This is a genomic window from Pseudorhizobium flavum, from assembly GCF_044142885.1.
GTDB classification, from domain to species: domain Bacteria; phylum Pseudomonadota; class Alphaproteobacteria; order Rhizobiales; family Rhizobiaceae; genus Neorhizobium; species Neorhizobium flavum.
Genome location: NZ_JBIOKZ010000009.1, coordinates 63036 through 88233, shown reverse-complemented (window position 1 = coordinate 88233; position 25198 = coordinate 63036). Strand labels below are relative to the sequence as shown.

Below are 25198 nucleotides of genomic sequence, written 5' to 3'. Positions count from 1 at the left end.
TACCGCATTTGCCGAACTTTTCGGGGAACCTAGACTTTAGTATAGTGTTAACTGCGGCATCACCCACTGCGACAAGGTGACCGATCATGCTTCGATTGAGCCAACTCGGATTTTGTGCGCTGGCCTTCATCGCGCTTCAGCTTGCCATCGGCACCGGGCTTCGCGTCGGTGGCTGGACGGGGTTCTGGATGGCGGCGGTATCCATCTTCCTGCTGGTCCTGCTGGTCATCGAGGAGATGGCCGGGGTGGACCTTAAGAAATCGATGATATCGCAGCCGCAGGAAGAGCGACGAAGGCGGGAACGCAATCGCGACCGCTGGTGAGGTCGAACCCGTTTCTTGTTTGCTCTCAATGCCTTGCACGGCCGAAGACCGACCAGTCGGTCTTCTTCGACAGAAGCTCCAGGCCAAGCGTGCCGAGCCAGCTGTTGCCCATCGGATCGAGCGCCGGCGACCAGACGGCAATGGATGCCCGATGCGGCGCGATCGCCAGGATGCCGCCGCCGACGCCTGACTTGGCGGGAAGGCCGACGCGATAGGCAAAGTCTCCCGACCCGTCATACTGGCCGCAGAGCATCATCACCGCGAGGATACGCCGTGCCCGGCGCGCGGCGGCGACCGTCACCTCGTCGCCATCGTCCGGATCATCCAGCATCAGGAAGCAGCCGACCTTCGCAAGCCCGCGGCAATCGAGCGTGATGGCGCATTGATGGATATAGGCGTCCAGCACCTTTTCCACCGGGTGATTCAGGTTGCCGTAGTGGCGGGCCATGTACATCAGCGAACGGTTGAGATCGCCGCCGGTGCGGTCGCTCTCCAGCACCGTCTTGTCGAGATCGATCGTCCGGTCCTCGAGCAGGTTTTCGAGGAGTTTCACCACGTGGCGGTTCGGCCCGGCATTGCCGCCAATGCCGACGAGGATGTCGCAGACCACCAGTGCGCCGGCATTGATGAAGGGATTGCGCGGAATGCCGCGGTCGCGCTCCAGGTCGATGATCGAGTTGAAGGGGTCGCCCGAAGGCTCGCGGCCCATGCGCTTCCAGAGCTTTTCGCCGACCGCCTCCAGTGCCACTTCCAATGCGAACACCTTGGAGATCGACTGGATGGGAAAGCCGACCCCGGCATTGCCGGCCGAGACGAGCTCGCCCATGCGCGTATAGACGGCAATGCCAAATTTCTCGAAATCGGCCTTCTTCGGCGGCGGCCTGTCGCACTCCTCCGCTTGCCTGACCGCCTTCTCGTAAATGCCGGGGGCGGCATTGCGGACATCCTCCACAACCTCCTCGAGGATCGGCTTCAGCGCTTGGGTGTCCTGCAAGGGGTTGTTCATGCCGTGCCCGCCTTTCGTTTCCGGGCGGCCATTTAGGGCGGGGCTGGGGGAGGGGGTAGTGGGGGTGGGGGTAATGGGCGGGGTGGTTGGTGCTCACGAAGAGAGCCCTCCCAAGCCGAAGCTTGGGAGGGCGTAGGATCGAGTTAACGATCAGCGCGTTATGCTACTGGTCGTTACAAGGGGTTCTGATATGCCGTCTGAGATCAGTTTCTATCCCCTCACGCAGGGCGAGGCCTCCGGGGACGTGGAGGGTGCAGAAGTGGGTTCCTCCGGCGGCCCTAACGCGACGCCATTTATGATGAGCTACCAAATTGGCGGAGAGACGTTGGTAGAAGCTTTCGGTTTCGCCAATGTAGACAGCGTCCCAGTTACCGTTTCCAGCGAGTTTGCAGGCGATGTATACACCCGGGCGGTCGTGGTAGACCGTGCCGATTGGATCCAGTTGAAAGCCGTAAACGCTGCCGCTAGCACCCCTCCAATTAATGATGGCTGGGTGTGAGGATTAGTTATATGCGCAGGTAGTCGATGCATGCACTTGCTCCAAGCAAATTGAGCGTTGGAGCAGTTGACGGAATCGCGTTACGAGGTATTTAGATCCATGTATCACTATCTGGGCCGCTCCATGGCTCGGTGACGTTGACGGTGGCGCAGCCTCTGGGGAGAGAATCAGCGCCACCGTCACCATTTTCCCGTAAATGTTCATTTTCGTTCAAGTTATCGCTCCCAGGAAGCTCGCTATCCACAGGAGCGGACCTGCCTTGTGGAAAAGGCGCCCTGGCTGGCGACGTCAGAATTGAGGAATTAGGTGGAGGCTTGACTTTCGGGACCTTCTCATAAAATCACCGTGATAGGAATTTAATCCTTGACGGCGTCACGGTCGTCTGGTAGGGTTCAGGTATAGTCGAAGATCTGTAGCCGGCCGGCAGCCGGGTTGCAGGCCTTCCAGTCAAAGCTGGCCCGGCCCCCTGCGCCGGGCCTTTTTTCGTTCAGACGCCGGATGTCTTGTCGCCGGAGCCGTTTTTCAGGCTCGCCAGGCGCCGGCGCGTGGCTGGAGATTTGCCGTGGATCATGCCGATCAACCCGAAGCCTTGGATCCGCTGGCGGTGGACCTTGCGCTGTTCGGCTGCTGGGAGGCCGCACCCGCCTATCGCGACGCGCTGCCGGACGGCGATGTGCTGGCCGAGGATGTGCGGGCACTGGTGCTGGAGACGAAGTCCGCGGAGGGGGCGCTGGTTTCCGCGGCGGACGAGCTGCGGCGGCTCCTCAACGAGATGACGGTGGAGATGCGCGGCCAGTTCGACGCCTTCCGCAAGATGCGGATTGCGGCCGAGGGCCTGCTTGCCGGTGGCGACGAGACGGCGGGAAAGCTCGCCCGCGCCGACATCAAGGCGGCGACCGACGCCATGTCGCTGATCGTCCGCACGCTGGAGAAGGTCGACAGCCTGCAGCGCCAGCTTGCCCGTGACCGGGAGGACGAGGCCGAGCGCGCGGCAGAGGCAAGCGGCTATGGGCAGGCGAAGGAACGCTTCATCCAGATGATCAAGGACCGTGCCGATGAAGATGCCTTCCGTCTTTACGAGGCCTGGAAGCGGGATGGCCCGCCAGCCTGGGTATCGGAGCGTCTCGGCGACCAAGCCAGACAGCCAGCGGACGATCAGGCTGCGAAACGAGAAGCTTTTGGGCAAAACGGTGAAGGTGTCGTCCGACATGGGCCGGGGCTTCGAGAGGATTATCGTGGCCTGGGAAACGGCGAAGCGCACGGCTGACCTGGGTGCGGCGCTCGTCGGATCGATGCACGACGATGCGAAGTCAGTGTCGCCTGAGACCTCTACTCCTGAAGGTGAGATGTCGCGGGAGACAAGAGAGCAGATTGTCTTCCCTAGCGGTTTGCAGGAGCTTAGCTCGGGCTACGCAGGGATACCCCCCTCTGCCCTGTCGGGCATCTCCCCCTCAAGGGGGGAGATCGAAGGACCGGGTGCGCCGCCTTTTCTCGCCTCCGGGAGCGAGGATCCGTACGAAGAGTTCCACATCGGGTTCGAACGCGAGTGGCGCTTTGCCGGTCGCCGCGAACAGAAGCCGCCGCCGGGGGACTGGCGGACATGGCTGGTCATGGGCGGGCGCGGTTCGGGCAAGACGAGGGCCGGGGCGGAATGGGTGCAGGCGCTGGTCTCTGCGGATGGGGAACGCTCGGAGCTCCGGATCGCGCTGGTGGCGGAAACGCTGGGCGAGGCGCGCGAGGTGATGGTGGACGGGGTTTCCGGCATTTGCCGGATCGCCCGCGGGCGCCACAGGCCCGAGTTCGAGATCTCGCGGCGGCGGATCGTCTGGCGCAACGGCGCGGTGGCGCAGATATTCTCCTCGGAAGACCCGGAAAGCCTGCGCGGGCCGCAGTTCCATTATGCCTGGTGCGACGAGCTGGCGAAGTGGAAGCATGCGGAGGAGACCTTCGACATGCTGCAGTTCGGCCTGAGGTTGGGCCGCGACCCGCGTCAACTGGTGACGACGACGCCGCGGCCGGTGCCGTTCCTGAAGCGGCTGATGGCGGACGCCGGCACGAGGCTGGTCCGGATCGCGACCAGGGACAATGCCGAGAACCTGGCGCCGGGCTTCCTTGTCGAGCTGCAGAAGCGCTATGGCGGCACGAGGCTCGGGCGGCAGGAGATCGACGGTGAACTGATCGAGGATCGCGAGGACGCGCTGTGGAAGCGGGCCGAGATCGAGGCCTGTACCGTCCGGGTGACGGAGGCGCTGCGGCGCATCGTCGTGGCGGTCGATCCGCCCTCCGGTTCCGGCGAGCATTCCTGCTGCGGCATCGTCGTGGCGGGGCTGGATGCGGGCGGGCGGGCGGTGGTGCTTGCCGATTGTTCGGTAGAGGGCATGACGCCGGCCGGCTGGGCGAGGGCCGTGGCCAATACCTATCGGCGGTTTGCCGCCGACCGGATCGTCGCCGAGGTGAACCAGGGCGGAGAGATGGTGGCGGCGATGCTGAGAAGCGTCGACGTGTCCCTGCCGCTGACGCTGGTTCGGGCAACGCGTGGAAAATACCTGCGCGCCGAGCCGGTCGCGGCCCTCTACGAGCAGCGGCGGGTGGTGCATGCGGGGCGGTTCGTGGAACTGGAAGACCAGATGTGTGATTTCGGGCCGGAGGGCTTGTCGTCGGGCCGCTCGCCCGACCGGCTGGACGCGCTGGTCTGGGCGCTCACGGCTCTCCTAATCGAGGGGCAGGGAGAGCCGCGGGTGCGGGGAATCTAGATTATTCGGCTGCAGCCAAGCGCGGCTGCGGAGCCGCGTTCTCGCGCATCTGGCGCCATTCGGATTCAAGACGATCGAGAACGTGCTGGGGAATCGGCTGCTGCTTGGGCTGCGGGGCCGGGGCTTGCGGGTTCATCATCATGATCTCTCCATCTCAAAGGCCGACCAAAACGTCCTGTGGCGCCGTTGGTTCCACAAGATGAAGGAATTGTAAATCAGCGTCTAACCACTTCAAACGATTTAGTTTTTCTAAACCGATTGAAAGATCGCCGAATTTCTTCAACGGAGTTAACAGCCATGGTTTCCAGGGCCATCGACCGCCCATCCTTCTTCGCCAGGGCGCGGCAGAAGCCGTTCCGCGGTCGCCTGATGCAGAGGCAGGTCGAGGGGCTTTCCGTGATCCTCGACGGCTGGTGCGCCCGCACCTGCGACGATGGCGCCGAGGCCGGCCGGCGGGAGCTCGCCTATGTGCTGGCGACCGCCTTCCACGAGACGGCGGCGACCATGCAGCCGGTGCGCGAGACGCTGGCGCGGACGGATGCGGAGGCGATCCGCAGGCTGGACGCCGCCTTCGCCGCCGGGCGGCTGGGGTCGGTCAGGACGCCCTACTGGCGGCGCGACGGCGAGGGCAAGTGCTGGCTCGGCCGCGGCCTGGTGCAGCTCACCCATCGGCGGAATTACGAGGTGATGTCGGAAGTGACGGGGGTGGACCTTGTCGCCGATCCGGGCCGGGCCATGGAGATGGACGTGTCTGTGGCGATCCTGATCGAGGGCATGCGCCGAGGCAGCTTCACCGGCCACCGGCTGGAGGACTATTTCCGTCCGGGCCGCGAGGACTGGCTGGGCGCGCGCAGGATCATCAACGGCCGCGACCGGGCCGACCTGGTGGCGAGGCATGCCCGGGAGTTCGCGCGGGCACTGGGTTGTTGATGGTATCTAGCACATATGCTATGAACTGCATCAATGGCGCCGGCAAGATTGATCCTCGACCGCAAGCTGCTTCTCGATGACGGCCGGATCATCCAGATCCGGGTCTGGCGGCTTCCCGAGGTGGATGCCGAGCGGCCTCACGGGCTGAAGTACTCGCTTTTCTTCGGCCGCGCCGGGGAACGAATCATCGGCTACGACAACGAGAAGGGCAAAGGCGACCATCGGCACTACCGCAGCCGGGAGGAACCCTACCGGTTCTCGAGCCTTGAGCAGTTGATCCGCGACTTCGAGAAGGATGTCGAACGGGAGATGATGGGATGAATGAAGTTCGGCTGCATGTGACGGGCATCGGAGAGTTTTTCGACGAAGCGGCGAAGGCGGCTCGCGAGATCGACCGCGACGATCTCGGAGAACAGCCGGCGGAGGTTGCGTTCGAGAGCATGGACCTGCTGCTGAAGGTGCTGACGCCGAACCGGTGGCGGCTTCTGCGTGCGCTGAAGGTCGAGGGGCCGACATCCATCCGGCAGTTGTCGCAGAAGCTTGATCGGGATTATCGTGGGGTACACGCCGATGTCTCGGCGCTGCTTGAGCTCGGCCTGATCGTCCGCGATGACGCAGGTCGAATCTTCGTCTGCTGGGACCGGATTATCGCCGAAATGGACTTGAACCAGGCAGCCTGAGGCTCGGCAGGCAGCCACCCGGCCAGGAACCTGTTCGCCACTGCCTTGTTGGACGCGCGACGCTCATCGGGGACCAGTGCATGTGGACGTGGCTCAGCGAGAACTACGGGGTGGTTTCGGCAGTGGCGAGCGTTGCGACGCTCGGCGTCTGGGTGGCCTATCTGCAGCTCTTCTACATGAGCTACCGCCACCAGCTGCGGCCGAAGATCCTGATCACGCGCGGTGGCGGCCACATGCTTTCCGCCCGCTGCATGCTGACCAACATGAGCCCGGAGATCGTCTTCATCCAGGGCCTGCTCGTCAGGCTCGCCTTCGATGACAGGGAGCTCTTCTGCTCGCTGAGCGACATCGAGAAGGTGGCGAGCAAGGAGCGCGACCCGCGTAGCGAGCTGTTCCAGGGGCCGCTGTCGGTGGGAGAATATCTCGATCTCGGAACCTTCGAGGATATCGCCCGGGCGGCCATGGACAGTTGCGGCGGGGCGGCTGCGATCGACGACCTGCGCGAACTGGGGCTGACGGCGGTCGGCATCTATCCCTGGAAGGACGGCATGGTGGCGGCGGAGCGGAGCTTCACGGTGCGCCACGAGCACGGGCGGCGCGCCCTGGTTTCCGACAAGCCGACGGCGCGGCAGATCCGCTCGCAGCGCGAATTGCGGCGGATCGAACGGATCATGTGGGAAAAGGCGCAGGATTGAGCAGCTCGCGCTCCCGCTCCGTGTGAACGGCAGGGCGGCGGCGAGGCTTTGGCCAGCGACGGGGAAAGGACCGATATCATGAAATCTCCATTCAGGCTGCCGTGGGCGACCGCGGCGGGACCTCGGCGCATGGCCGAACCGCCGGCTGTCGAGGCCAAGGCGGCGACTGCCTTTGCGCTCGTCGCCGGCGACGGCATAGCCCACTGGTCCGGCCGCTCCTATGGCGGGCTGGCACGCGCAGGCTTCATGAGGAACCCGGTGGCGCACCGGGCCGTGCGGCTGGTGGCCGAGGCGGCGGCCTCGGTGCCGTGGCTCGCCTACGAGGGCGAGGCGGAGGTGACCGCGCATTCGGGTCTGACGCTTCTCGCCCAGCCGAACGCGCGGCAGGCGGGGCCGGACTTCTTCGAGGCGCTCTACGGCCACCTGATGCTCTCCGGCAATGCCTATGTGGAACCGCTGGTGCTGGGCGACGCTCTGCGGGAACTGCATCTGTTGCGGCCGGACCGGGTGAGCGTGGTGGAGGGCCGCGACGGCTGGATCACCGCCTATGACTACCGAGCGGGAAACATGACGCGACGGCTGCCGGCGGAGAGCGGGGGGCGGCTTTCGCTCCTGCACCTGAAACTCTTCCATCCGCTCGACGACCATCTGGGCTTTCCGCCGCTGGCAGCGGCGGGTGCTGCGCTCGACCTGCACAATGCGGCTGGCGAATGGAACAAGGCGCTGCTCGACAATTCCGCCCGGCCTTCCGGCGCGCTGGTCTACCAGCCGAAGGAGGGCGGCAATCTTTCCGCCGACCAGTACGAGCGGCTGAAGGCCGAGCTGGAAAGCAGCTATGCCGGCGCCGTCAATGCAGGGCGGCCGCTGCTGCTGGAAGGCGGGCTGGACTGGAAGTCCATGGGGCTTTCGCCGAAGGACATGGATTTCATCGAGGCGAAGAATGCCGCCGCCCGCGACATTGCGCTGTCGCTCGGCGTGCCGCCGATGCTGATGGGCATTCCGGGCGACAATACCTACGCGAACTATCAGGAAGCCAACCGCGCCTTCTACCGGCTGACGGTGGTGCCGCTGCTGACGCGCACGGCCGCAAGCTTCTCCGCCTGGTTGTCGGAGGCCTATGGCGAGGCGCTGCGGCTGGAGCCCGACCTCGACCGCATCGCGGGCTTGTCCGCAGAGCGGGATGCGCTCTGGGCAAGGGTGGGGGCGGCGGAGTTCCTGACCGAGGAGGAGAAACGGCAGGCGGTGGGGTATTGAGGGTGATTGCGGGAACCGGGGAAGGGGCGTAAGGTTTGTAATACGTCGTAATACAAAAAGGAGCAGACCATGGCCGATAAACCCGCTCTGTCCGATCCGATCACCCTGCGGCTGCCTTTGGATATTCTGGATGATGTCGAAAAGATTGCCGAGACCGCGGATCGCAGCCGATCCTGGGTGATCGTGCGGGCGCTGAAATATTATCTCATGGCGGAGGGGGCGGAGATGCTCAGTATCCGCCGGGGCCTGGAAGACGTCGAGGCAGGACGCACCGTGGACGCCGAAGAGCTTTTGGCGGAGCTGGATCGTCTCAATCGTGAGGCTGCCGCCTGATGAAGGTGCGCTTCTCGGAGGAAGCGACGCGGTACGTCGAACGAGAGCGGGCCTATCTCGCTCAGTTCGGGCGCAGGACCGCGTTGCCTTCTCCGAGCAGATCAAGAAGGCGGCGCGACTTCTCGGCGAACATCCTCGCGTTGGTGTCGTTGTGGCACCAGCCGACGGCGTGCGACGCTTCGTTACAGCTCCTTACCATTTGGATTATATTCTGCAGGAAGACCACATCGTGATCGTGTCTATCCTGCATGCGAGACAGGGACCCGCCGATCTCGAGAAAGATGCCGATCTGGAGGAAGGCGCTTAGGGGCTTCCCGAGCGCCGCAAACTCAACAAGTGTGTGAAGCTGCTCACCCATCACGTGAAGAACCGGAATCGCTGCACGAACATCCCGGGCCAACCGATTCAAATGAATCGGCAATCGGATGCCGGGGCGGCGGGGCGGTGATCGCCGGCCGCTGGTCCATGCGTTCATCCTAATCAAGGAAGATTAACAATGGCTGACCTTGGCAACGAGGCTGGCGTCCTGGCGGCGAAGGCGGCCGGGGCGGCGGCGGGTGCGGGTGTTTCGCTCATCTACCTGTTGCCGAAGAGCCGGCGCGAGGCGGCGAGCCGCTTCTTCACTGGGCTCTGCTGCGGGCTGATCTTCGGCAAGCCGGCCGGGCTGTGGCTCTCCGACAGGATGGGGATCGCGGACGAGCTGACCGGGCTGGAAATCTCACTGACCGGCTCGGCGGCGGCCAGCCTTCTCGCCTGGTGGGTGCTCGGCGCGCTGGTGCGCGTGGCGGAGCGATGGGGCAAGCGGGCGGGCTGATCCTCCGCCGGCTCTCGAACAGACAATCACGATCGCAGGAGACTTTCATGCACGCTGATCGCGGGCCCCGCACCCCCATGGGTGCACCCAAGCGCCCGATACTGCGCCCGAGTGCGCGGAAGTTCGCCAACCTGGAGCTGGCGGGTGTTTCCGGCGATGGGACCTTTTCCGGCTATGCCTCGGTGTTCGGCGAGGTCGATCTCGGCAAGGACAGGATCGAGCGCGGCGCCTTTGCCAATTCGCTGGTGGAGCGCGGCGCGCGCGGCGTGCGCATGCTCTACCAGCATGATCCGGCAGAGCCGATCGGCGCCTGGACGGTGATCCGAGAGGATGCCCGCGGCCTCTACGTCGAGGGGCGGCTGGCGCCGGGCGTCGGTCGCGCGGCTGAGGTCTTCTCGCTGATGAAGTCCGGGGCGCTCGACGGGCTGTCGATCGGCTTCCGGACGGTGAAGGCGCGTTCCGACCCGAAGAGCGGGGTGCGCCGCATCCTGGAGGCGGACCTCTGGGAAATTTCGGTGGTGACCTTCCCGATGCTGCCCTCGGCGCGCGTCTCCGACGTCAAGCATGCGCGGTTCTTCCGCGACCGGGAAACTGAACTCGTCCGCCAGATGCGGCGGGCGGCGAAGATGATGTTGAAACCCAGCTTCAAAGGAAAAGCGACATGACGGACATGGCAAAGACGGCGCCCGAGGTGAAGGCCCCCGAAATCAAGGGAGTGCCGGAAACGGTGACGGCGGCCTTCGACGAGTTCATGGAGGCCTTCGAGGCCTTCAAGGACGTCAACGACCGGCGGCTCGGCGAGATCGAGCAGAAGCTGTCGGCCGACGTCGTGACGCGCGACAAGATGGACCGCATCAACCGGGCGATGGACGAGCAGAAGAAGGTGCTCGACCAGATGCTCCTGAAGAAGGCGCGGCCGGCGCTGGGGTCGGGGCAAGGACGCGAGCTTTCGCCCGAGGCCGAGGAGCACAAGGCCGCCTTCGACGCCTATGTGCGCCGGGGCGACGAGGCGGGGCTGCGCGAGCTGGAGGCAAAGGCATTTTCCGCGACGACCGGTGCCGATGGCGGATACCTGGTGCCGCCTGAGACGGACAACGAGATCGGCCGGCGGGTTTCGGTCGTCTCGCCCATGCGGGCGCTTTCCACCGTGCGAACCGTCTCCACGTCCGTCCTGAAGAAGCCGTTCGCCACCGCCGGACTCTCCACTGGTTGGGTGGCCGAGACGGCGGCGCGGCCGCAGACGAACACCCCGCAGCTTGCCGAACTCTCCTTCCCGACCATGGAACTCTATGCCATGCCGGCGGCGACGCAGGCGCTGCTGGACGATGCAGCCGTCGACATCGAAGACTGGATTGCCGGCGAGGTGGAAATCGTCTTCGCCGAGCAGGAGGGCGACGCCTTCATCCGCGGCGACGGGGTGAACAAGCCGAAGGGTTTCCTCACCTATACGGCCGTGACGGAGAGCACCTGGACCTGGGGCAATCTCGGCTATGTCGCGACAGGCGCGGCAGGGGCCTGGAAGACGACAGGCCCCTCCGACACGCTGGTGGACGTCATCTATGCGCTGAAGGCCGGGCACCGCCAGAACGGCACCTTCATGATGAACCGCAAGACGCAAGCTGACGTGCGCAAGTTCAAGGATGCCGACGGCAACTACCTCTGGCGGCCGCCAGCGAGTGCCGGACAGCCGGCCTCGCTGATGGGCTTCCCGATCGCCGAGGCCGAGGAGATGCCGGATGTCGGCGCCAATGCGCTTGCGGTCGCCTTCGGCGACTTCCGCGCCGGCTATCTGGTGGTCGACCGGGCCGGCGTGCGCATCCTGCGCGACCCCTATTCCGCCAAGCCCTACGTGCTGTTCTACACCACCAAGCGCGTCGGCGGCGGGGTGCAGAACTTCGAGGCAATCAAGCTGGTGAAGTTTGCGGCGAGCTGAGGCCGGCTCAGGCAGCCCCCTCACCAAGTTCGCCTCTCCAATCGGCCGTGCCTCTTGGGGCGAACTATCCTCTCCCACCAAGGGAGAGGAACCAGTGCCGCGCCCTCGGCGCCTTCCCTCTCCCCTTGTGGGAGAGGTTACAAAATCATGTCCTTAGCACAGCTAAGTCATAGATTTTGTTGGTGAGGGGGCCGTGGCGACGGACTATCCCCAATCATTTTCGGACACCCCAATGACCTATGCCCAGACCACTCCGCCCGCCGCGGAGCCGCTGACGCTTGCCGAGGTGAGGGCGCATCTGCGCCTTGATGACACGCAAGAGGATGCGCTGCTCTCCTCGCTCATCGCCACCGCGCGCGAGCACCTGGAGCGCGAGACCGGGCTCTGCCTGATGGCGCAGGCCTGGCGGCTCTATCTCGACGACTGTCCGGCAGACGGCATCATCCGCATCGCGAAATCGCCGGTGCAAGCGATTCAGACTGTTACGGTTTTCGATGCGGACGGCGCGCCGCTTCACGTTCCGCTTGAAGATCATCTTCTCGACGGGGCGGGGCGGCCGGCGCGGCTCTGGCTGCGCAACCCGCCCGCGCCGGGGCAGACGCTGAACGGTATCGAGATCGAGTTCTCCGCCGGCTTCGGCGAGGCCGGAACCGACGTGCCGGATACGCTGAAGCGAGCGATGCTGATCCATGTCGGCCACATGTTCGCCTTCCGCGGGGTGGTCTCGCCCGACCAGCAGCCCGCAGGCGTTCCCGCCGGCTACGAGCGGCTGATCGCGCCGTTTCGGATGCGGAGGCTGTGATGACCCACATCTTCGATCCGGGACGAATGACCGCGCGGCTGGTGCTCGAGGCGCCGGTGGAGATGCCCGACGGGCAGGGCGGCGCGGCGGTGACCTGGCAGGCGGTGCGCTCGCTCTGGGCGCGGGTGGAGCCCGTGCGGGTTTCGGAGCGGCAGGAGGCGGGCGCGGAAAGTGCGACCATCAGCCACCGCATCTGGATCTGGTTTCGCGAGGACGTCGTGGCGGGACAGAGGTTCCGGAAGGGTGCGCGGCTGTTCGCTGTCAAGCTGGTGCGCGATCCGGACGAAACGCAGCGCTTTCTCGTCTGCCATTGCGAAGAGGCGGCAGCATGAGTGCGGCAAATGCATTGCTGGTGGCGATCCATGCGCGGCTTGCCGCCGATCCCCAGCTTGTGGCGATGATCGGAACGGATGGCATCCGTGACCGGCTGCTGCCGCGCCCGGTGCTGCCTACGCTCGTCATGGGCGAGATGGAGACGCGCGACTATTCCACCGCCACCGAGGCGGGCGAGGAGCATCGGCTGGTGCTGGAGGTCTGGTCCGACGCCGCCGGACGGCGAGAGGCCGAGGAGCTTGCCGAACGGGTGCGGGGGCTGCTGCAGGATGCGGCGCTGACCCTGGCCGGCCACCTGCTGGTGAGCCTGGCGCATGAGCGGACCCGCACGCGGCGGCAGGCGAATGCGAAGCTGTTTCTGGCCGAGCTGCGGTTCAGGGCGGTGACGGAGCCGCTGGAGCCTGTCTCTCCATAAGCATCGCGAACTTACTCACGCGAAAGGAATCAAGATCATGGTGGCACAGAAGGGCAAGGACCTGCTGCTGAAGATCAGCGATGGCGGCAGCTATGTGACGGTGGCGGGCCTGAGGTCGCGGCGGCTGGCGTTCAATGCCGAGACAGTGGATGTGACGGATGCCGAAAGCGCCGGGCGCTGGCGCGAGCTTTTGGGCGGCGCGGGCGTGCAGCGCGCCTCGCTGACGGGGGCGGGCCTGTTCAAAGACCACGCGAGCGATGCGCTGGTGCGTCAGGCCTTCTTTGCCGGCTCGATCCTCTCCTGGCAGGTACTGATCCCGGATTTCGGCACGGTGACCGGGCCGTTCCAGATCACGGCGCTGGAATATTCCGGCGAGCACAATGGCGAGCTGCGCTTCGAACTGGCGCTGGAATCGGCCGGCCTCCTGACTTTCGGGGTGCTGTGATGGGTGGGGGACAAGGGCGAACCGCAGGCGCGGCGAGGTGGAGGCGGTGATCGACGGCGAGCGGCGCGTGCTCTGCCTGACGCTCGGCAGCCTGGCGGAACTGGAAACGGCCCTCGGCGCCGGCGATCTCGGCGGGCTTGCCGAACGCTTCTCCTCGGGCCGGATAAAGGCGGCCGACATGATCCGCATCCTGGGCGCCGGGCTCAGGGGCGCCGGCAACCTCTACTCCGATGACGAGGTGGCGGCGATGAGCGTGGAGGGCGGTATTGCCGGCTGCGCAAGGGTGGTCGGCGAACTGCTGGTGGCGACCTTCGGGCCATCGCAGGAGGCAGCCTTGCCGGACCCTTGAGCGCCGCAGCCGGCAGGCGGGATGCCGAACCGTTTCCCTGGGAAGCGGTGATGCATGCCGGGTTCTGCCTGCTGCGGCTTTCTCCGGACGTGTTCTGGCGCCTGACGCCGGTGGAGTTTTTCGCCATGACCGGTGGGCTGCGGCCGAGGCGGCCGGAGATGGCGCGGGACGGGCTGGAGGGGTTGATGGAGCGGTTTCCGGATGGGGTGGCGTATGGGTTAGAAGAAGGATGATATCTAGCTAGTTGCGCTGATCCTCTCTCGCGAGGTTAGGCTTGGAAGTTGGGAACATGCTGTAGGCTCGATAGGCGAGGTTCCATAGCCTGGCTACTAGGTTCTTAAATCCGGAGGAAAATCGTCCGGCCAGACAGCATCATTACCAGGGACCGCATCTGGATGGACGATCGCAACACCGAAAGAATTTATAAACTTGCGCCCGTGACAATGTCTAAACTGAACACCACTTCCACAGGGACAAGCCCGATTTCTCTCGAACGAGGGCATATCATACCTGGGGTTGGGCCCAGTCACTGAGATCCCGCTGGCGATGCCTACGTCTGTATCTCCGACGTTCCATATTGCGAAGTCCGGTGAATAGGATTCTAGGAAGCTATGAGGGTATTGGCCCCAAGTGACTTCTAGAGAGGATCGATCAAGAGCGGTCCACGATATCTCCCGCCCTATCGTGTGCCTCGCCTTCCTACTTTCTGAGGCACGCCTGATAGAATCAGCAGCTTTTGCTGCTATCACTTGAATTGTGGGACCTCTTCCAATGAAGCGGAAGAGATCCTCTCGCTCCTGATCGGAAAACGCCTGCCACGCTCCATATACTGCTAAGCCGGGCACGGGGGGCCTGTCACCTCCTGCCTTGAAGGCGCCGACCGTAGGATTTTCCATCCCACGACTGAAGCCTGGCGCATTGGTGATGTAGCCGTAGATGGGATACGAGTAGCCACCATCCACCTCAGCACCAACAAACGCGATTGCGAGCCCTTTATTGAGATCGCTAACTCGGCTCAGAGGTGGACATTTGAATATTTCAGTTAGGGCTTGTGCAAGTCGGACTGCGAATGTTCTCCAGTCGAGGCATAGAGGCATCAATGCTTTGACTTGCTCTAGAAGAAACGTCCGAGTGTCGAAGCTTCCGGCCCTGGCAAGGCCGGTAAATCCTAACAATATCGAGGCTCCCGGGAAATTAATAGAAATAGTCTTGTTAGCTGCGCTATCTTGAACCACACCGTTCGTAGTTAATCTTCGGTCGCTAAGAAACAGAGCGTGGCGGGACGTCTGAATAAGAAGGAGAAGGGTCATAAGCTAACCGTAAACACAAACTACCTGCTCTAGCCAGTAAAACAGCTGGTCTTGGTTCTTCCGCGCACTCGTGGGCGAAACCATTGACGAGAAGCGCATAATATCAGCCAAAGCAGGCATTCTTGCAGGCTTGCACATAAGTTGCTGCCCAGCCCGTCATCGGGTGCGTGAGCCGTGAGGCTCGAATACTTGTCGGCGGTCATCAACCGCGCTTCATAGCCTTCCCCTTTGAACACGTAAGGACAGCTGCAGCCGGATCACGCATCCGTCCACGAAAGGTGATCCCAATGGAAGACGATGACATTTCGCTTGCCGATACCCTCGACGAGGCGGAGGAGCTTTCGCGCGTGATGGCGGATCTGGAGGCGCGGTCGCAGCGGTTCGGGGCCGCGCTGACGGGGGCTTTGCGCTCTGCGACGGCCGGCGGCAAGGGGCTGGAGGATGTGCTGCGGGGGCTCGGCAACCGGCTGACGGATATTGCGCTTTCGGCGGCGCTGAAGCCGCTGGAAGGGGCACTCGGGAATGCGATCGGCGGCTTCATGGGATCCGTCGTGCCCTTCGCGGACGGCGGCGTGGTGCGCAGCCCCAGCTTCTTTCCTATGGGCGGCGATCTCGGCCTGATGGGCGAGGCGGGGGCGGAGGCGATCCTGCCGCTGAGGCGCGGACCGGATGGCGTCCTGGGCGTCGCGGCGGGCGGTGGCGGGGCGGCGACACAGATCGTCTTCAACGTGACCGCGACGGATGCCGCGAGCTTTCGCAAGAGCGAAGGGCAGATCGCCGCCATGCTGGCCAGGAGTGTCGGGCGGGGGCAGCGCGGACTGTAGCGGGCGGGGCGAGAGCGATCTTTCGGACCCACGAAAATGAGGATCAGCGATGACGGGATTTCACGAGGTGCAGTTTCCGCTGCGGCTGGCGCTCGGCACGAGCGGCGGGCCGGTACGGCGGACCGATATTGTCAACCTGTCCAACGGGCGGGAAAACCGCAATGCGCGCTGGCGAGATTCCCGCCGCAGCTATGATGCGGGGTCCGGCATCAAGTCTGTAGCCGATCTCTACGCGGTGCTCGAATTCTTCGAGGCGCGCCGCGGGCGGCTGCACGGCTTTCGCTTCCGCGACCCGCTGGACTGGAAATCCTGTGCGCCAGGTGCGGCGGTCTCCGCCGGCGACCAGGAGATCGGCATCGGCGACGGAGTGACGGCGAGTTTTCCGCTGGTGAAGACCTATGGCGACGGGGGCACAGGCTGGGTACGTCGGATCGCCAAGCCGGTGGCGGGGACGGTGCAGGTCTCGGTCGATGGCGCCGCGGTGGCGCCGGCGAACTATGCGGTGGATGCCGTGGCGGGCATGGTCACCTTCGTGCCCGGACAGGCACCGGGGACGGGTGCGGTGGTGCGGGCGGGGTTCGAGTTCGACGTGCCGGTCCGCTTCGACACCGACCGGATCGACGTCGACCTCAGTCACTTCGATGCCGGGCGCATTCCGACCATTCCGCTCACGGAGATCCTGCCATGAGGAGCATACCCGGGGAACTTGCCGCCCATCTTGCGGGCGAGGCCACCACCACCTGCCACTGCTGGCGGGTGACGCGGCGCGATGGCGCAGTGCTTGGTTTTACCGATCACGATCATGATCTTGCCTTCGACGGCACGCTCTTCCTGGCCGCCAGCGGCTTTGCGGGCAGCGAGGTGGAGGCCGCGACCGGGCTTGCGGCGAGTGTCGACGAGGTGGCGGGCGGCTTCTCCAGCGAGGTGATCCGCGAGGAGGACCTGACTGCCGGGCTCTATGACGGAGCGCGTGTGGAGCGTTTCCTCGTTAACTGGGATGCGCCCGAGGCTCACATGCTGCTCGACATGCGCGAGGTGGGAGAGGTGACCCGGTCGGGCGAGGCCTTTACCGCCGAGCTGCGCAGCATGGCCCATCGCCTCGCACAGCCGCAGGGGCGCGTCTACAACCGCCGCTGCGACGCGGAGTTCGGCGACGGGCGGTGCCGGGTCGATCTGTCTGCCTGGCAGGGGAGCGGCAGCGTTCTGGCGGTCACGGACGCGAGCACGATCAGCGTCGCGGGACTGGACGGATTCGCGGAAGGATTCTTCCGCCTCGGCGTCCTGTCGCTCGCCGACGGGCGGCGGATCGACGTCGAGGCCGATCACCGGCTGCCGGACGGCGCGCGGCAACTCTCCTTATGGCTGCCGCTGGAAGGGGCGCCCGGGGACGTGCTGACGCCGGGGCAGGCGTTCACCATCACCGCCGGCTGCGACAAGACCTTCGCCACCTGCCGCGGGCGCTTTGCCAACCAGGTGAACTTCCGCGGCTTTCCGCATGTTCCCGGCAGTGACTTCGCCTACTCCTATGCGGCTGGGGAGGGACGTCATGATGGCGGGGCGATCTTTTCATGACCGGCCAGGGTGCGCGAATCGTAACGCTGGCGGAGAGCTGGCTCGGCACGCCCTATCGCCACCAGGGCGCCACGAAAGGGGTCGGCTGCGATTGCATCGGCCTCGTTCGCGGCATCTGGCGGGAACTCTATGGCAACGAACCGGAGGCCGTGCCGGCTTACGCGCCGGACTGGGCCGAGCGCAGCGGCGAGGAGCGGCTGCTGGAGGCGGGGCGGCGGCTGTTCGGCCCAGCGCTGCCGGTGGACGCCGCCGCACCGGGCGACCTGCTGCTCTTCCGCTGGCGGCCGGATTGCGCGGCAAAGCATGCGGGCATCCTGGCGGGGCCACGGCATTTCATCCATGCCTATGAGCAGGCGGCGGTGATCTGCTCGGCGCTGGTGCCGTCATGGCACCGGCGTATCGTGGCGGTGCACCGGTTTCCGGCCATCGTCCATGATTGAAAAAGAAGGCGGGCTTCCATGGCCACTATTCTCTTCCAGGCGGCGGGCGTGGCGCTCGGCGGTGTCTTCGGTCCTTTAGGCGCGATGCTTGGGCGCGCGGCGGGCGGGCTGGCCGGCAGTTATGTGGATCGCGCGCTGATCAATGGTGGCCGGACGATATCTGGAGCGCGGCTGGCGACTGCACGCATTCCGGGTGCCGACGAAGGCGCGCCGGTCAGCCGCGTCTACGGGACGGCCCGGATCGGCGGCACGCTGATCTGGGCGACGCGTTTCGAGGAAGAGGTGCGGCGGGAACGCTCCGGCGGCAAGGCGAGCGGTCCGCGCGTGGAGAGCTTCCGGTACTTCGCGAACCTCGCCATCGGGCTCTGCGAAGGCGGGATTGCAGGGATCAGGCGGGTGTGGGCGGACGGTCGCGAGATCGACCTGACGGACGTGGAGATGCGCGTCTATCGGGGCGGGGAGGAACAGCTGCCCGATCCGCTGATCGAGGCAAAGCAGGGCATGGGCAACGCGCCTGCCTATCGCGGCCTCGCCTATGTCGTCTTCGATCGCCTGCCGCTCGATCCGTTCGGCAACCGTATTCCGCTGCTGCAGTTCGAGGTGCTGCGTCCGGTCGGCGCGCTGGAGCGGCAGATCCGTGCGGTCACGATCATTCCAGGCGCGACCGAGCATGGCTATGCGAAGGTGCAGGTGACGGAGAAGACGGGCGAGGGCAGCGCCCGGATCATGAACCGCCATACCTTGACGGCGACGACCGACTGGGAGGCCTCGATCGACGAGCTGACGGCGCTCTGCCCGAACCTCGAGCGGGTGGCGCTGGTCGTCAGCTGGTTCGGGACGGACCTGCGGGCCGGCCACTGCCGCATCCTGCCGGGTGTGGAGGTACCGCACCGGGACGACGAAAGCTCGCCCTGGTCGGTTGCCGGTTTCACGCGCGCCGATGCCCATGTCGTCAGCAGCCACGGGGGTGGCCCGGCCTATGGTGGCACGCCGAGCGACGATAGCGTGCTCCAGGCCATTGCGGACCTCAAGGCGCGGGGACTGGAGGTCTATCTCTACCCGTTCCTGATGATGGACGTTCCACAAGGCAACGGCCTTCCCGATCCGCATGGAGGAGCGGAGCAGGCGAGCTACCCCTGGCGCGGCCGCATCACCTGCCATCCCGCACCCGGCCTGCCCGGCACGACCGACCGGACGGCGGCGGCGCGAACCCAGGTGGCGGCCTTCGCCGAAGGCCCGGACGGTTACCGCCGCATGGTGCTGCACTATGCCGGACTGGCGGCCGTAGCCGGCGGCATCGACGGCTTCCTCATAGGGTCGGAGCTGCGTGGGCTGACGCAGGTGCGCGACGAGGCCGGGCGGTTCCCCTTCGTCGATGAACTGGTACAGCTGGCGGAGGATGTCCGGACGATGCTTGGCTCGCAGGCGAAGCTGACCTACGGCGCCGACTGGAGCGAGTATTTCGGCTATCACCCGCAGGACGGCTCCGGCGACGTCTTCTTCCACCTCGACCCGCTCTGGGCGTCGCCGGCGATCGATGCGGTCGGCATCGACAACTACATGCCGCTCGCCGACTGGCGTGACGAGGATCTCGCGAGCGCCAATCCCGATGGTTTTCGTCTTGCCGAGGATGGCGAGGCAATGCGGGCGCAGATCGCGGCGGGGGAAGGCTTCGACTGGTACCATGCGAGCGATGCGGATCGAGCCGCACGCCTTCGGACGCCGATCACCGACGGGGCGGCGGGCAAGCCCTGGGTGTTCCGGCCCAAAGATCTGGCCGGCTGGTGGTCGAATTATCACCGTGATCGCCTCGGCGGTGAGGAGGTGACGCAGCCGACTGCCTGGCAACCGGAGATGAAGCCGATCTGGTTCACCGAACTCGGCTGCCCGGCGGTAGACAAGGGGGCCAACCAGCCGAATGTCTTCATCGATCCGAAATCGGCCGAAAGTGCTGCCCCGCATTTTTCCAACTTGGCCCGATCCGACGCCATGCAGCGGCGCTTCCTGGAGGCGCATCACCGGCATTGGCAGGCGGAGGGGCAGGCTGCCGGCCCGGTTGACCCGAATCATGTCTTCGTCTGGACCTGGGACGCGCGCCCCTATCCTGCGTTCCCCGCCGATCTTTCCGCCTGGAGCGACGGCGGCAACTGGCGAAGTGGCCACTGGTTGAACGGCAGGCTGGGCGCGGCGACGCTGGCCGACACGATCGCTGCCGTCCTTGCGGATCATGGTTTTCACGATTTCGACGTGTCGGAGGTGAGCGGCGACCTCATCGGCTATGTGCAGGCGGAGGTGACCTCGGCGCGTGCCCTACTCGCGCCGCTGCTTGATGTCTTCCGGATCGACGTGATTGAGGAAGCGGGGCGGCTCAGGTTCCGGTCGCGCGGCGTTGCGAGCCTTCCGCCAGCCGTCATCGATGTGCTCGCCGATGTGGAGGATCAGCCGCTGTGGAGCGAGACCCGCGGCCATGACAGCGACTTCGCCGCCGAAGTGGTGATTGGCTCCTACAATCCGGCCTTGAACTACGAGCAGGCGAGCGCCCGGTCCCGGCGGACGAGGACGGCGAGCAACCGGGTTCTTGGCTATGACCTGCCGGCCGTTCTGGCCGAGGAAGCAGCGCTTTCCGCAGCGGAGGCTACCGTCCGCGACCAATGGGTGTCGCGACGGACGCTGAGCGTCGCGCTGTCCCCGGCGGATGTTGGCCTGCAGCCGGGCGATCCGATCACGTTGCCGCAGGTCGGCGGGACGTTTCTCGTTTCGCGCGTCGAGGAAGGGCCGGTGCGCCGGATCGAGGCGCGCCAGCATGCCACCGCCGCGCCTGCCGCACCCGTCCGGGAGACGCCGGGGCCGGGAGGTGGGGAGACCGGTTCGGACGCGTTTGCACCGATCCTCCATCTTCTCGACCTGCCGCGTTTCTCCTCCGGTCCGGGGGAGAGCTTCGCCCGGGCGGCGGGTCATGCGCGTCCCTGGCAACGGATCATGCTGTCCTCGTCGCCGACAACGGAGGGATATGGGCTGCGTGCAGTGCTCGACCGGCCGGCCCGGATCGGACGGCTCACGGCGCCGCTTGAGCCCGGCACTATCTCGGGGCGCTTCGACCACGGGTCGAGGGTTGAGCTCGACCTCTTCTTCGGCGGCCTGTCGTCCGCCTCGTTGGAAGCGGTTCTGGCGGGCGAGAACCGGCTGGCGGTGAAGGCAGCGAGCGGGACATGGGAGATCGTCAGTTTCCTTGAGGCGCAGGAAGTGGCGCCTGGACGCTGGCGGCTCGCAAGGCTGCTGCGCGGACTGTCAGGAACGGAGGACGCAATGTCCGAGGGCGCGCCGGCGGGGGCTCCGGTGGTGCTGCTGGACGAGGCGGCCGTTCCGCTCGGGCTTGCCGCAGAGGAACGTGGCCGCATGCTGAACTGGATTGCCGAAGGCAGCGGGTCCGCCGGCAGCCGTGTGGGGCCATTGCCTTTCCAGGGCGGGATCAGGGCGGAGACACCGCTCTCGCCCGTGCACCTGGGTGCCCGCCGACTGGCCAATGGCGACCTGCTGCTGTCTTGGATCCGTCGGGGCAGGGTGGAGGCGGACGACTGGGATGCCGCCGATATTCCGCTCGACGAGCCGGAGGAGCGCTACCGCGTCGACATTCTCGACGGTTCCACCGTGCGGCGTTCGGCGGAGGTAGTGGCGCCGCAACTTCTCTACAGCCTCGACCAGCAAACCACCGATTTCGGTCAGCCGCTGCCGGCGGTGACTATCCGCGTCCGCCAGCTGGGCCGGGCGGTGCCGCTCGGGGTTGCGGCGACCGCCGCCATTCAAACCTAGAAGGAGACAGAGCATGGACGGAATGAAGACCTGGTACCAGTCGAAAACGGTATGGGGCGCGCTGATCGCGGTTGCGGCTTCCATTGCACAGGTGGCGGGGGTGGATCTGGCTCCTGACGTGCAGAACGACATTGCCGACCTCGCGATCGCGCTCGGCGGTGCGCTGGGCGGTGCCTTGTCGATCTATGGACGCATCTCCGCCAGCACCGCCATTGGGCGGCGATGAACGCCATCGGCCCCGGGAAGGTTATCGAAACCTTTCCGGGCTCCCCCCTGTTTTTTACCCTTCCATAACCACAGGTCCACGACGTCTCCATAAGTGCGGACCCTTTCTCCAGATCCGGGGTTTGATGCCCGGACGAGAAAAGGGGGCTCGATGACGGAGCGGATGACAGCCTGGCTGGCCGAGGCTCGCGAGGCGCATAACTACCGGCGCATGTACGCCCTGGCACTCAAGATCCTGCGCGAAGCAGGCGCCGGACCTCTGGCACAGGCGGCGTCCTGCGTCGTCGTCTCCCTCTGCGACATCATCTATGATCCGGTGGCGGACGCATGGCGCCTGAAGCAGGCGCGGCGGTTCTTCCAGTGCCTTCTCGACCAGCTTACAGTGGAGGTGGAGGCCCTTCGGCAGGTGCCGTAACGCTGTGTGCGGCAGGCCCGGGTTCATCCCTTTCTTCGCATTCATTTGCCATTCAGGCGTGCTTGGTTACATAATCCATCACATGCATTGGATCTATTCGATCCGCCCTGACGATGGATAGCAACACGATGGCGCGACTGCCGATACCTGCGATGCTCATCGCCGGCCTTGCCGGTCTGACTGCCTTCGAGGCCCCGGCAGCGGGAGACTATTTCATCCTGGCCGCTGCCGATTGCGGCGCGGCAGCAAGCCGGGTGGTCAGCGAGACGGGCGGCCAGCTTCTATCGGCACAGCCATCCTCCGACGGCCAGACCTGCGTCGTCACCGTTCTTGTCCAGGGCAATGGCAATGAGAGGCCGCGCAAGGTAACAGTGCGGGTGCCGATGTAATGACAGGGGCGGCGATCCGCGATCGTCGCATAGGGTGGGGCAGTCCATGCGCATTCTCGTAGTTGAAGACGACGTCAATCTCAGCCGGCAGCTGACCGATGCGCTGAAGGAGGCGGGTTACGTCGTCGACCAGGCGTTCGACGGCGAAGAAGGACATTTCCTCGGCGACACGGAACCCTATGATGCCGCCATCCTCGACATTGGCCTGCCCGTCATGGACGGAATAAGCGTAGTGGAGAAGTGGCGCACGGACGGCCGGCGGATGCCGGTCCTGATGCTCACGGCGCGCGATCGCTGGAGCGATAAGGTGGCCGGCATCGATGCGGGCGCCGACGACTACGTTGCCAAGCCCTTCCATGTGGAGGAAGTGCTGGCCCGCGTGCGCGCCCTCATTCGCCGCGCCGCCGGACACGCGTCCTCCGAACTTATCTGCGGGCCGGTCCGTCTCGACACCAAGGCGTCGAAGGCGAGCGTCGACGGCATGCCGCTGAAACTCACCTCCCACGAGTTCCGGCTGCTCTCCTACCTGATGCATCACATGGGCCAGGTGGTGTCGCGCACGGAACTCGTCGAGCACATGTATGATCAGGATTTCGACCGCGACTCCAACACCATCGAGGTGTTCATCGGGCGGCTGAGGAAGAAGCTCGGCGTGGACCTGATCGAGACGGTGCGCGGCCTCGGCTACAGGATGCAAGCCCCGACCGACGTCAGCTGACGCCATGACCGGGCCGAGATCCCTTACCGCCCGCGTTCTCCTTCTCGCCACCCTCTGGTCCGGACTGGCCCTGGTGGTGATCGCGCTCGTGATTTCCGCCCTCTACCGTCAGTCGGCGGAACGAGCCTTCACCGACCTCTTGCGGGCGCAACTCTACAACGTCATCAATTCGGTTTCGATCGGCGAAGGCAACAACCTCGCCGGCAACCCGCAACTGGGCGACCTGCGTTATTCGCAGCCGGAAACCGGCTGGTACTGGATCATCGAACCGCTGGGGACCTTCGCCGCCGCGCCGCTTTCCTCGCCCTCGCTGGGCGTCTCGAAGATTGCCGTACCGAGCATCTTGAACGTTCCCTTCAACAACCGCTATGAGCGCTTCTATCCTGTGGTCGACGCCTTCGGAAACAATGTGCTGGTGGCCGAGACGGAGGTCGTGCTCGACAGCCAGGGGCGGGCGGCACGCTTCCGCGTTGCCGGCAACCTCGATGCGATGGAAGAGGACATCGCCACCTTCAACCGCAGTCTCTACATCGCACTTGTGGTCTTCGGTCTCGGCAGCCTTGTCGTCAATGGCGGCGCCATCCTCTTCGGCCTGCAGCCGCTCGACAGGGCACGCCGCGCACTGGAAAGGATTCGCCGTGGCGACGCGGAGCGTCTCGAAGGGGAGTTTCCGCGCGAGGTCCTGCCGCTCGTCAACGAGATCAATGCGCTGATCGAGAGCAACCGCCGCATCGTCGACCGTGCCCGCATGCAGGTAGGCAACCTCGCCCATTCGCTGAAGACCCCGCTTGCGGTCCTGCTGAACGAAGCCCGCTCGCTCGAGGCCACGCAGGGCGAACTGATGAGGTCACAGGCGGAAGCCATGCAGGCGCAGGTGCAATCCTATCTCAACCGGGCGCGCATTGCAGCACAGCGCGAATCCGTGCTGGTTCGCACGGAGGTCGAGCCCGTGCTGGAGAGGCTCGTCCGCGTGATGCGCCGCCTCAACCCGGAGAGGGAATTCAGCCTTTCGGTCTCTCCTGGCGCTGTTCTCGCGATGGAGCAGCAGGATGTCGAGGAGACAGTCGGCAATCTCCTGGAGAATGCCGCACGCTTCTGCCGGACCGGCGTCTGGCTCAGTGTCGCAGCGGCAGCCGGACCTCCGGCCGGCGAACCGGCAGACACGATCCGTCGGACATGGCTGGAAGTGGTGGTCGAGGACGATGGACCGGGACTGGAACCCGGCCAGCTCGGCGAGGCGATGAAGCGTGGCCGCCGCTTCGACGAGAGCCGGCCCGGTGCGGGCCTGGGGCTCTCAATCGTGAGTGAGATCGCCGGCGAATACCAGGGCAGCTTCGGGCTTCAACGCAGCGAAAAGGGTGGCCTGCGCGCAACACTTCTGTTGCCGTCGGTAACGAAGGATGTTGCCTGACGCGGACAAAGGCTCCATATCCCCTTGGCGGGTCCCGGCGAGCATCGCCGCCCTGGCTCGATGCGGGAAATACTCCAACCGGTGCTGAACACATGCGTCTCAGAAGTTTGCAGATTGGTGCGACGTTCCTTGCTCTGGCAGTCATTGCCGGATGTTCGACGACATCCGGAAGCGGCGGCAGCCTGCTTCCCGCCAGGTCCTCGGGTTCGACGCCCTATATCGCTGCATTGCAGGGCGGCATCGTCAGCCGCAGCGGCGTTGAGATCAGCAATAGCGACAGGGCAAGAGCACTGGAAGCCGAATATCGCGCACTGGAAGCGGCGGCGGTCGGTCAGCCGGTCACCTGGAGCGGCAGGGATGTCAGCGGACAGGTTGTCGCGGCTGCTCCCTACCAGGTCGGTTCGCAGAACTGCCGGCAGTACAAGCACACGCTGACTGCCAGCGGACGGCAGGCGATTGCACGCGGTGCGGCCTGCCGAAACAAGGACGGCAGCTGGACCCCGCTCATCTGACAATTTGA

General features: G+C 65.2%; 34 protein-coding genes. 31 read left to right on the top strand and 3 right to left on the bottom strand.

Annotation, left to right across the window (positions count from 1 at the left end):
• The first annotated feature begins 86 nt into the window (after positions 1-86).
• Complete coding sequence (locus ACEPP2_RS16850) at positions 87-323, top strand: hypothetical protein (protein ID WP_052637585.1); 237 nt, start codon at positions 87-89, stop codon at positions 321-323.
• 25 nt (positions 324-348) lie between these two features.
• On the opposite strand, the gene glsA is transcribed toward ACEPP2_RS16850, so the two are convergent.
• A complete protein-coding gene (gene glsA, locus ACEPP2_RS16845; protein ID WP_395517266.1) occupies positions 349-1329 on the bottom strand; it encodes a glutaminase A in 981 nt (326 codons plus the stop codon).
• A gap of 190 nt (positions 1330-1519) precedes the next feature.
• Here glsA and ACEPP2_RS16840 point away from each other — a divergent pair, with 190 nt between their 5' ends.
• From ACEPP2_RS16840 to ACEPP2_RS16830, 3 genes are all read left to right on the top strand, one after another.
• Positions 1520-1828 (top strand): hypothetical protein, encoded by a 309-nt coding sequence (locus tag ACEPP2_RS16840; RefSeq protein WP_395517265.1) that lies wholly within the window; start codon positions 1520-1522, stop codon positions 1826-1828.
• A 562-nt stretch (positions 1829-2390) separates the two neighbouring features.
• A complete protein-coding gene (locus ACEPP2_RS16835) occupies positions 2391-3095 on the top strand; it encodes a hypothetical protein (RefSeq protein WP_395517264.1) in 705 nt (234 codons plus the stop codon).
• Positions 3064-4581 (top strand): DNA-packaging protein, encoded by a 1518-nt coding sequence (locus ACEPP2_RS16830; protein WP_395517263.1) that lies wholly within the window; start codon positions 3064-3066, stop codon positions 4579-4581. The genes ACEPP2_RS16835 and ACEPP2_RS16830 overlap by 32 nt, the downstream gene beginning before the upstream one ends.
• A gap of 1 nt (position 4582) precedes the next feature.
• Here ACEPP2_RS16830 and ACEPP2_RS16825 read toward each other — a convergent pair whose 3' ends face one another.
• Positions 4583-4723 carry a hypothetical protein gene (locus ACEPP2_RS16825; RefSeq protein WP_172972334.1) on the bottom strand — a complete coding sequence of 47 codons (141 nt, stop codon included), beginning with the start codon at positions 4721-4723 and terminating at the stop codon, positions 4583-4585.
• 155 nt (positions 4724-4878) lie between these two features.
• Here ACEPP2_RS16825 and ACEPP2_RS16820 point away from each other — a divergent pair, with 155 nt between their 5' ends.
• The 16 genes from ACEPP2_RS16820 (at position 4879) to ACEPP2_RS16745 (ending at position 13797) form a co-directional block, all read left to right on the top strand.
• Complete coding sequence (locus ACEPP2_RS16820) at positions 4879-5511, top strand: hypothetical protein (protein ID WP_395517262.1); 633 nt, start codon at positions 4879-4881, stop codon at positions 5509-5511.
• 33 nt (positions 5512-5544) lie between these two features.
• Positions 5545-5832 (top strand): toxin-antitoxin system TumE family protein, encoded by a 288-nt coding sequence (locus tag ACEPP2_RS16815; protein ID WP_152336979.1) that lies wholly within the window; start codon positions 5545-5547, stop codon positions 5830-5832.
• Positions 5829-6191: an HVO_A0114 family putative DNA-binding protein gene (locus tag ACEPP2_RS16810; protein ID WP_152336980.1), complete on the top strand. Its 363-nt coding sequence runs from the start codon at positions 5829-5831 to the stop codon at positions 6189-6191. The genes ACEPP2_RS16815 and ACEPP2_RS16810 overlap by 4 nt, the downstream gene beginning before the upstream one ends.
• An 80-nt stretch (positions 6192-6271) precedes the next feature.
• Positions 6272-6886, top strand: a complete 615-nt coding sequence (locus ACEPP2_RS16805) for a hypothetical protein (protein WP_395517261.1) — start codon at positions 6272-6274, stop codon at positions 6884-6886.
• A 78-nt stretch (positions 6887-6964) separates the two neighbouring features.
• Positions 6965-8140: a phage portal protein gene (locus tag ACEPP2_RS16800; RefSeq protein WP_395517260.1), complete on the top strand. Its 1176-nt coding sequence runs from the start codon at positions 6965-6967 to the stop codon at positions 8138-8140.
• 69 nt (positions 8141-8209) lie between these two features.
• A complete protein-coding gene (locus ACEPP2_RS16795; RefSeq protein WP_152340627.1) occupies positions 8210-8473 on the top strand; it encodes a CopG family ribbon-helix-helix protein in 264 nt (87 codons plus the stop codon).
• Positions 8457-8780: a type II toxin-antitoxin system RelE/ParE family toxin gene (locus ACEPP2_RS16790; protein WP_172973613.1), complete on the top strand. Its 324-nt coding sequence runs from the start codon at positions 8457-8459 to the stop codon at positions 8778-8780. Before ACEPP2_RS16795 ends, ACEPP2_RS16790 begins: the two co-directional genes overlap by 17 nt.
• 189 nt (positions 8781-8969) lie before the next feature.
• Positions 8970-9287 carry a DUF6107 family protein gene (locus ACEPP2_RS16785; protein WP_077547752.1) on the top strand — a complete coding sequence of 106 codons (318 nt, stop codon included), beginning with the start codon at positions 8970-8972 and terminating at the stop codon, positions 9285-9287.
• A gap of 47 nt (positions 9288-9334) precedes the next feature.
• Entirely contained in the window at positions 9335-9952 is a 618-nt protein-coding gene (locus ACEPP2_RS16780; RefSeq protein WP_172972407.1) for an HK97 family phage prohead protease, read from the top strand.
• The gene (locus ACEPP2_RS16775) at positions 9949-11220 is read left to right on the top strand and encodes a phage major capsid protein (RefSeq protein ID WP_395517259.1); all 1272 of its coding nucleotides are present in this window, start codon (positions 9949-9951) and stop codon (positions 11218-11220) included. The genes ACEPP2_RS16780 and ACEPP2_RS16775 overlap by 4 nt, the downstream gene beginning before the upstream one ends.
• Before the next feature lie 232 nt (positions 11221-11452).
• Positions 11453-12022 carry a head-tail connector protein gene (locus tag ACEPP2_RS16770; protein WP_395517258.1) on the top strand — a complete coding sequence of 190 codons (570 nt, stop codon included), beginning with the start codon at positions 11453-11455 and terminating at the stop codon, positions 12020-12022.
• On the top strand, positions 12022-12354 hold the full coding sequence (locus tag ACEPP2_RS16765) for a phage head closure protein (protein ID WP_395517257.1): 333 nt from the start codon (positions 12022-12024) through the stop codon (positions 12352-12354). The genes ACEPP2_RS16770 and ACEPP2_RS16765 overlap by 1 nt, the downstream gene beginning before the upstream one ends.
• Positions 12351-12770, top strand: coding sequence for a DUF3168 domain-containing protein (locus ACEPP2_RS16760; RefSeq protein WP_395517256.1), 420 nt, complete (start codon positions 12351-12353; stop codon positions 12768-12770). The genes ACEPP2_RS16765 and ACEPP2_RS16760 overlap by 4 nt, the downstream gene beginning before the upstream one ends.
• A 37-nt stretch (positions 12771-12807) precedes the next feature.
• The gene (locus tag ACEPP2_RS16755) at positions 12808-13215 is read left to right on the top strand and encodes a phage major tail protein, TP901-1 family (RefSeq protein ID WP_395517255.1); all 408 of its coding nucleotides are present in this window, start codon (positions 12808-12810) and stop codon (positions 13213-13215) included.
• Between the two features lie 37 nt (positions 13216-13252).
• Positions 13253-13564, top strand: a complete 312-nt coding sequence (locus tag ACEPP2_RS16750; RefSeq protein ID WP_395517254.1) for a gene transfer agent family protein — start codon at positions 13253-13255, stop codon at positions 13562-13564.
• Positions 13561-13797, top strand: coding sequence for a rcc01693 family protein (locus ACEPP2_RS16745; RefSeq protein ID WP_395517253.1), 237 nt, complete (start codon positions 13561-13563; stop codon positions 13795-13797). Before ACEPP2_RS16750 ends, ACEPP2_RS16745 begins: the two co-directional genes overlap by 4 nt.
• Positions 13798-13893: 96 nt before the next feature.
• Here the strand turns inward: ACEPP2_RS16745 and ACEPP2_RS16740 are convergent, their stop codons facing one another.
• On the bottom strand, positions 13894-14067 hold the full coding sequence (locus ACEPP2_RS16740) for an SEC-C metal-binding domain-containing protein (RefSeq protein WP_395517322.1): 174 nt from the start codon (positions 14065-14067) through the stop codon (positions 13894-13896).
• A 1094-nt stretch (positions 14068-15161) separates the two neighbouring features.
• Here ACEPP2_RS16740 and ACEPP2_RS16735 point away from each other — a divergent pair.
• The 11 genes from ACEPP2_RS16735 to ACEPP2_RS16685 all read left to right on the top strand — a co-directional run bounded on the left by ACEPP2_RS16735 (position 15162) and on the right by ACEPP2_RS16685 (position 25190).
• Positions 15162-15698: a phage tail tape measure protein gene (locus tag ACEPP2_RS16735; protein ID WP_395517252.1), complete on the top strand. Its 537-nt coding sequence runs from the start codon at positions 15162-15164 to the stop codon at positions 15696-15698.
• Positions 15699-15747: 49 nt separating this feature from the next.
• The gene (locus tag ACEPP2_RS16730; protein ID WP_395517251.1) at positions 15748-16386 is read left to right on the top strand and encodes a phage distal tail protein, Rcc01695 family; all 639 of its coding nucleotides are present in this window, start codon (positions 15748-15750) and stop codon (positions 16384-16386) included.
• Positions 16383-17270, top strand: coding sequence for a DUF2163 domain-containing protein (locus tag ACEPP2_RS16725; protein WP_395517250.1), 888 nt, complete (start codon positions 16383-16385; stop codon positions 17268-17270). The genes ACEPP2_RS16730 and ACEPP2_RS16725 overlap by 4 nt, the downstream gene beginning before the upstream one ends.
• Positions 17267-17710, top strand: coding sequence for an NlpC/P60 family protein (locus ACEPP2_RS16720; protein ID WP_395517249.1), 444 nt, complete (start codon positions 17267-17269; stop codon positions 17708-17710). The genes ACEPP2_RS16725 and ACEPP2_RS16720 overlap by 4 nt, the downstream gene beginning before the upstream one ends.
• Positions 17711-17728: 18 nt before the next feature.
• The gene (locus ACEPP2_RS16715) at positions 17729-21520 is read left to right on the top strand and encodes a baseplate multidomain protein megatron (protein ID WP_395517248.1); all 3792 of its coding nucleotides are present in this window, start codon (positions 17729-17731) and stop codon (positions 21518-21520) included.
• 13 nt (positions 21521-21533) lie between these two features.
• Positions 21534-21746 carry a hypothetical protein gene (locus ACEPP2_RS16710; RefSeq protein WP_142588792.1) on the top strand — a complete coding sequence of 71 codons (213 nt, stop codon included), beginning with the start codon at positions 21534-21536 and terminating at the stop codon, positions 21744-21746.
• 150 nt (positions 21747-21896) lie between these two features.
• Positions 21897-22160: a hypothetical protein gene (locus ACEPP2_RS16705; protein WP_395517247.1), complete on the top strand. Its 264-nt coding sequence runs from the start codon at positions 21897-21899 to the stop codon at positions 22158-22160.
• A 128-nt stretch (positions 22161-22288) separates the two neighbouring features.
• Positions 22289-22549 (top strand): hypothetical protein, encoded by a 261-nt coding sequence (locus ACEPP2_RS16700; RefSeq protein WP_052637615.1) that lies wholly within the window; start codon positions 22289-22291, stop codon positions 22547-22549.
• A 46-nt stretch (positions 22550-22595) separates the two neighbouring features.
• Positions 22596-23267: a response regulator transcription factor gene (locus tag ACEPP2_RS16695; protein WP_052637616.1), complete on the top strand. Its 672-nt coding sequence runs from the start codon at positions 22596-22598 to the stop codon at positions 23265-23267.
• 4 nt (positions 23268-23271) lie between these two features.
• On the top strand, positions 23272-24678 hold the full coding sequence (locus ACEPP2_RS16690; protein ID WP_395517246.1) for an ATP-binding protein: 1407 nt from the start codon (positions 23272-23274) through the stop codon (positions 24676-24678).
• Positions 24679-24770: 92 nt separating this feature from the next.
• Positions 24771-25190, top strand: coding sequence for a hypothetical protein (locus ACEPP2_RS16685; protein ID WP_395517245.1), 420 nt, complete (start codon positions 24771-24773; stop codon positions 25188-25190).
• Positions 25191-25198: the final 8 nt, after the last annotated feature.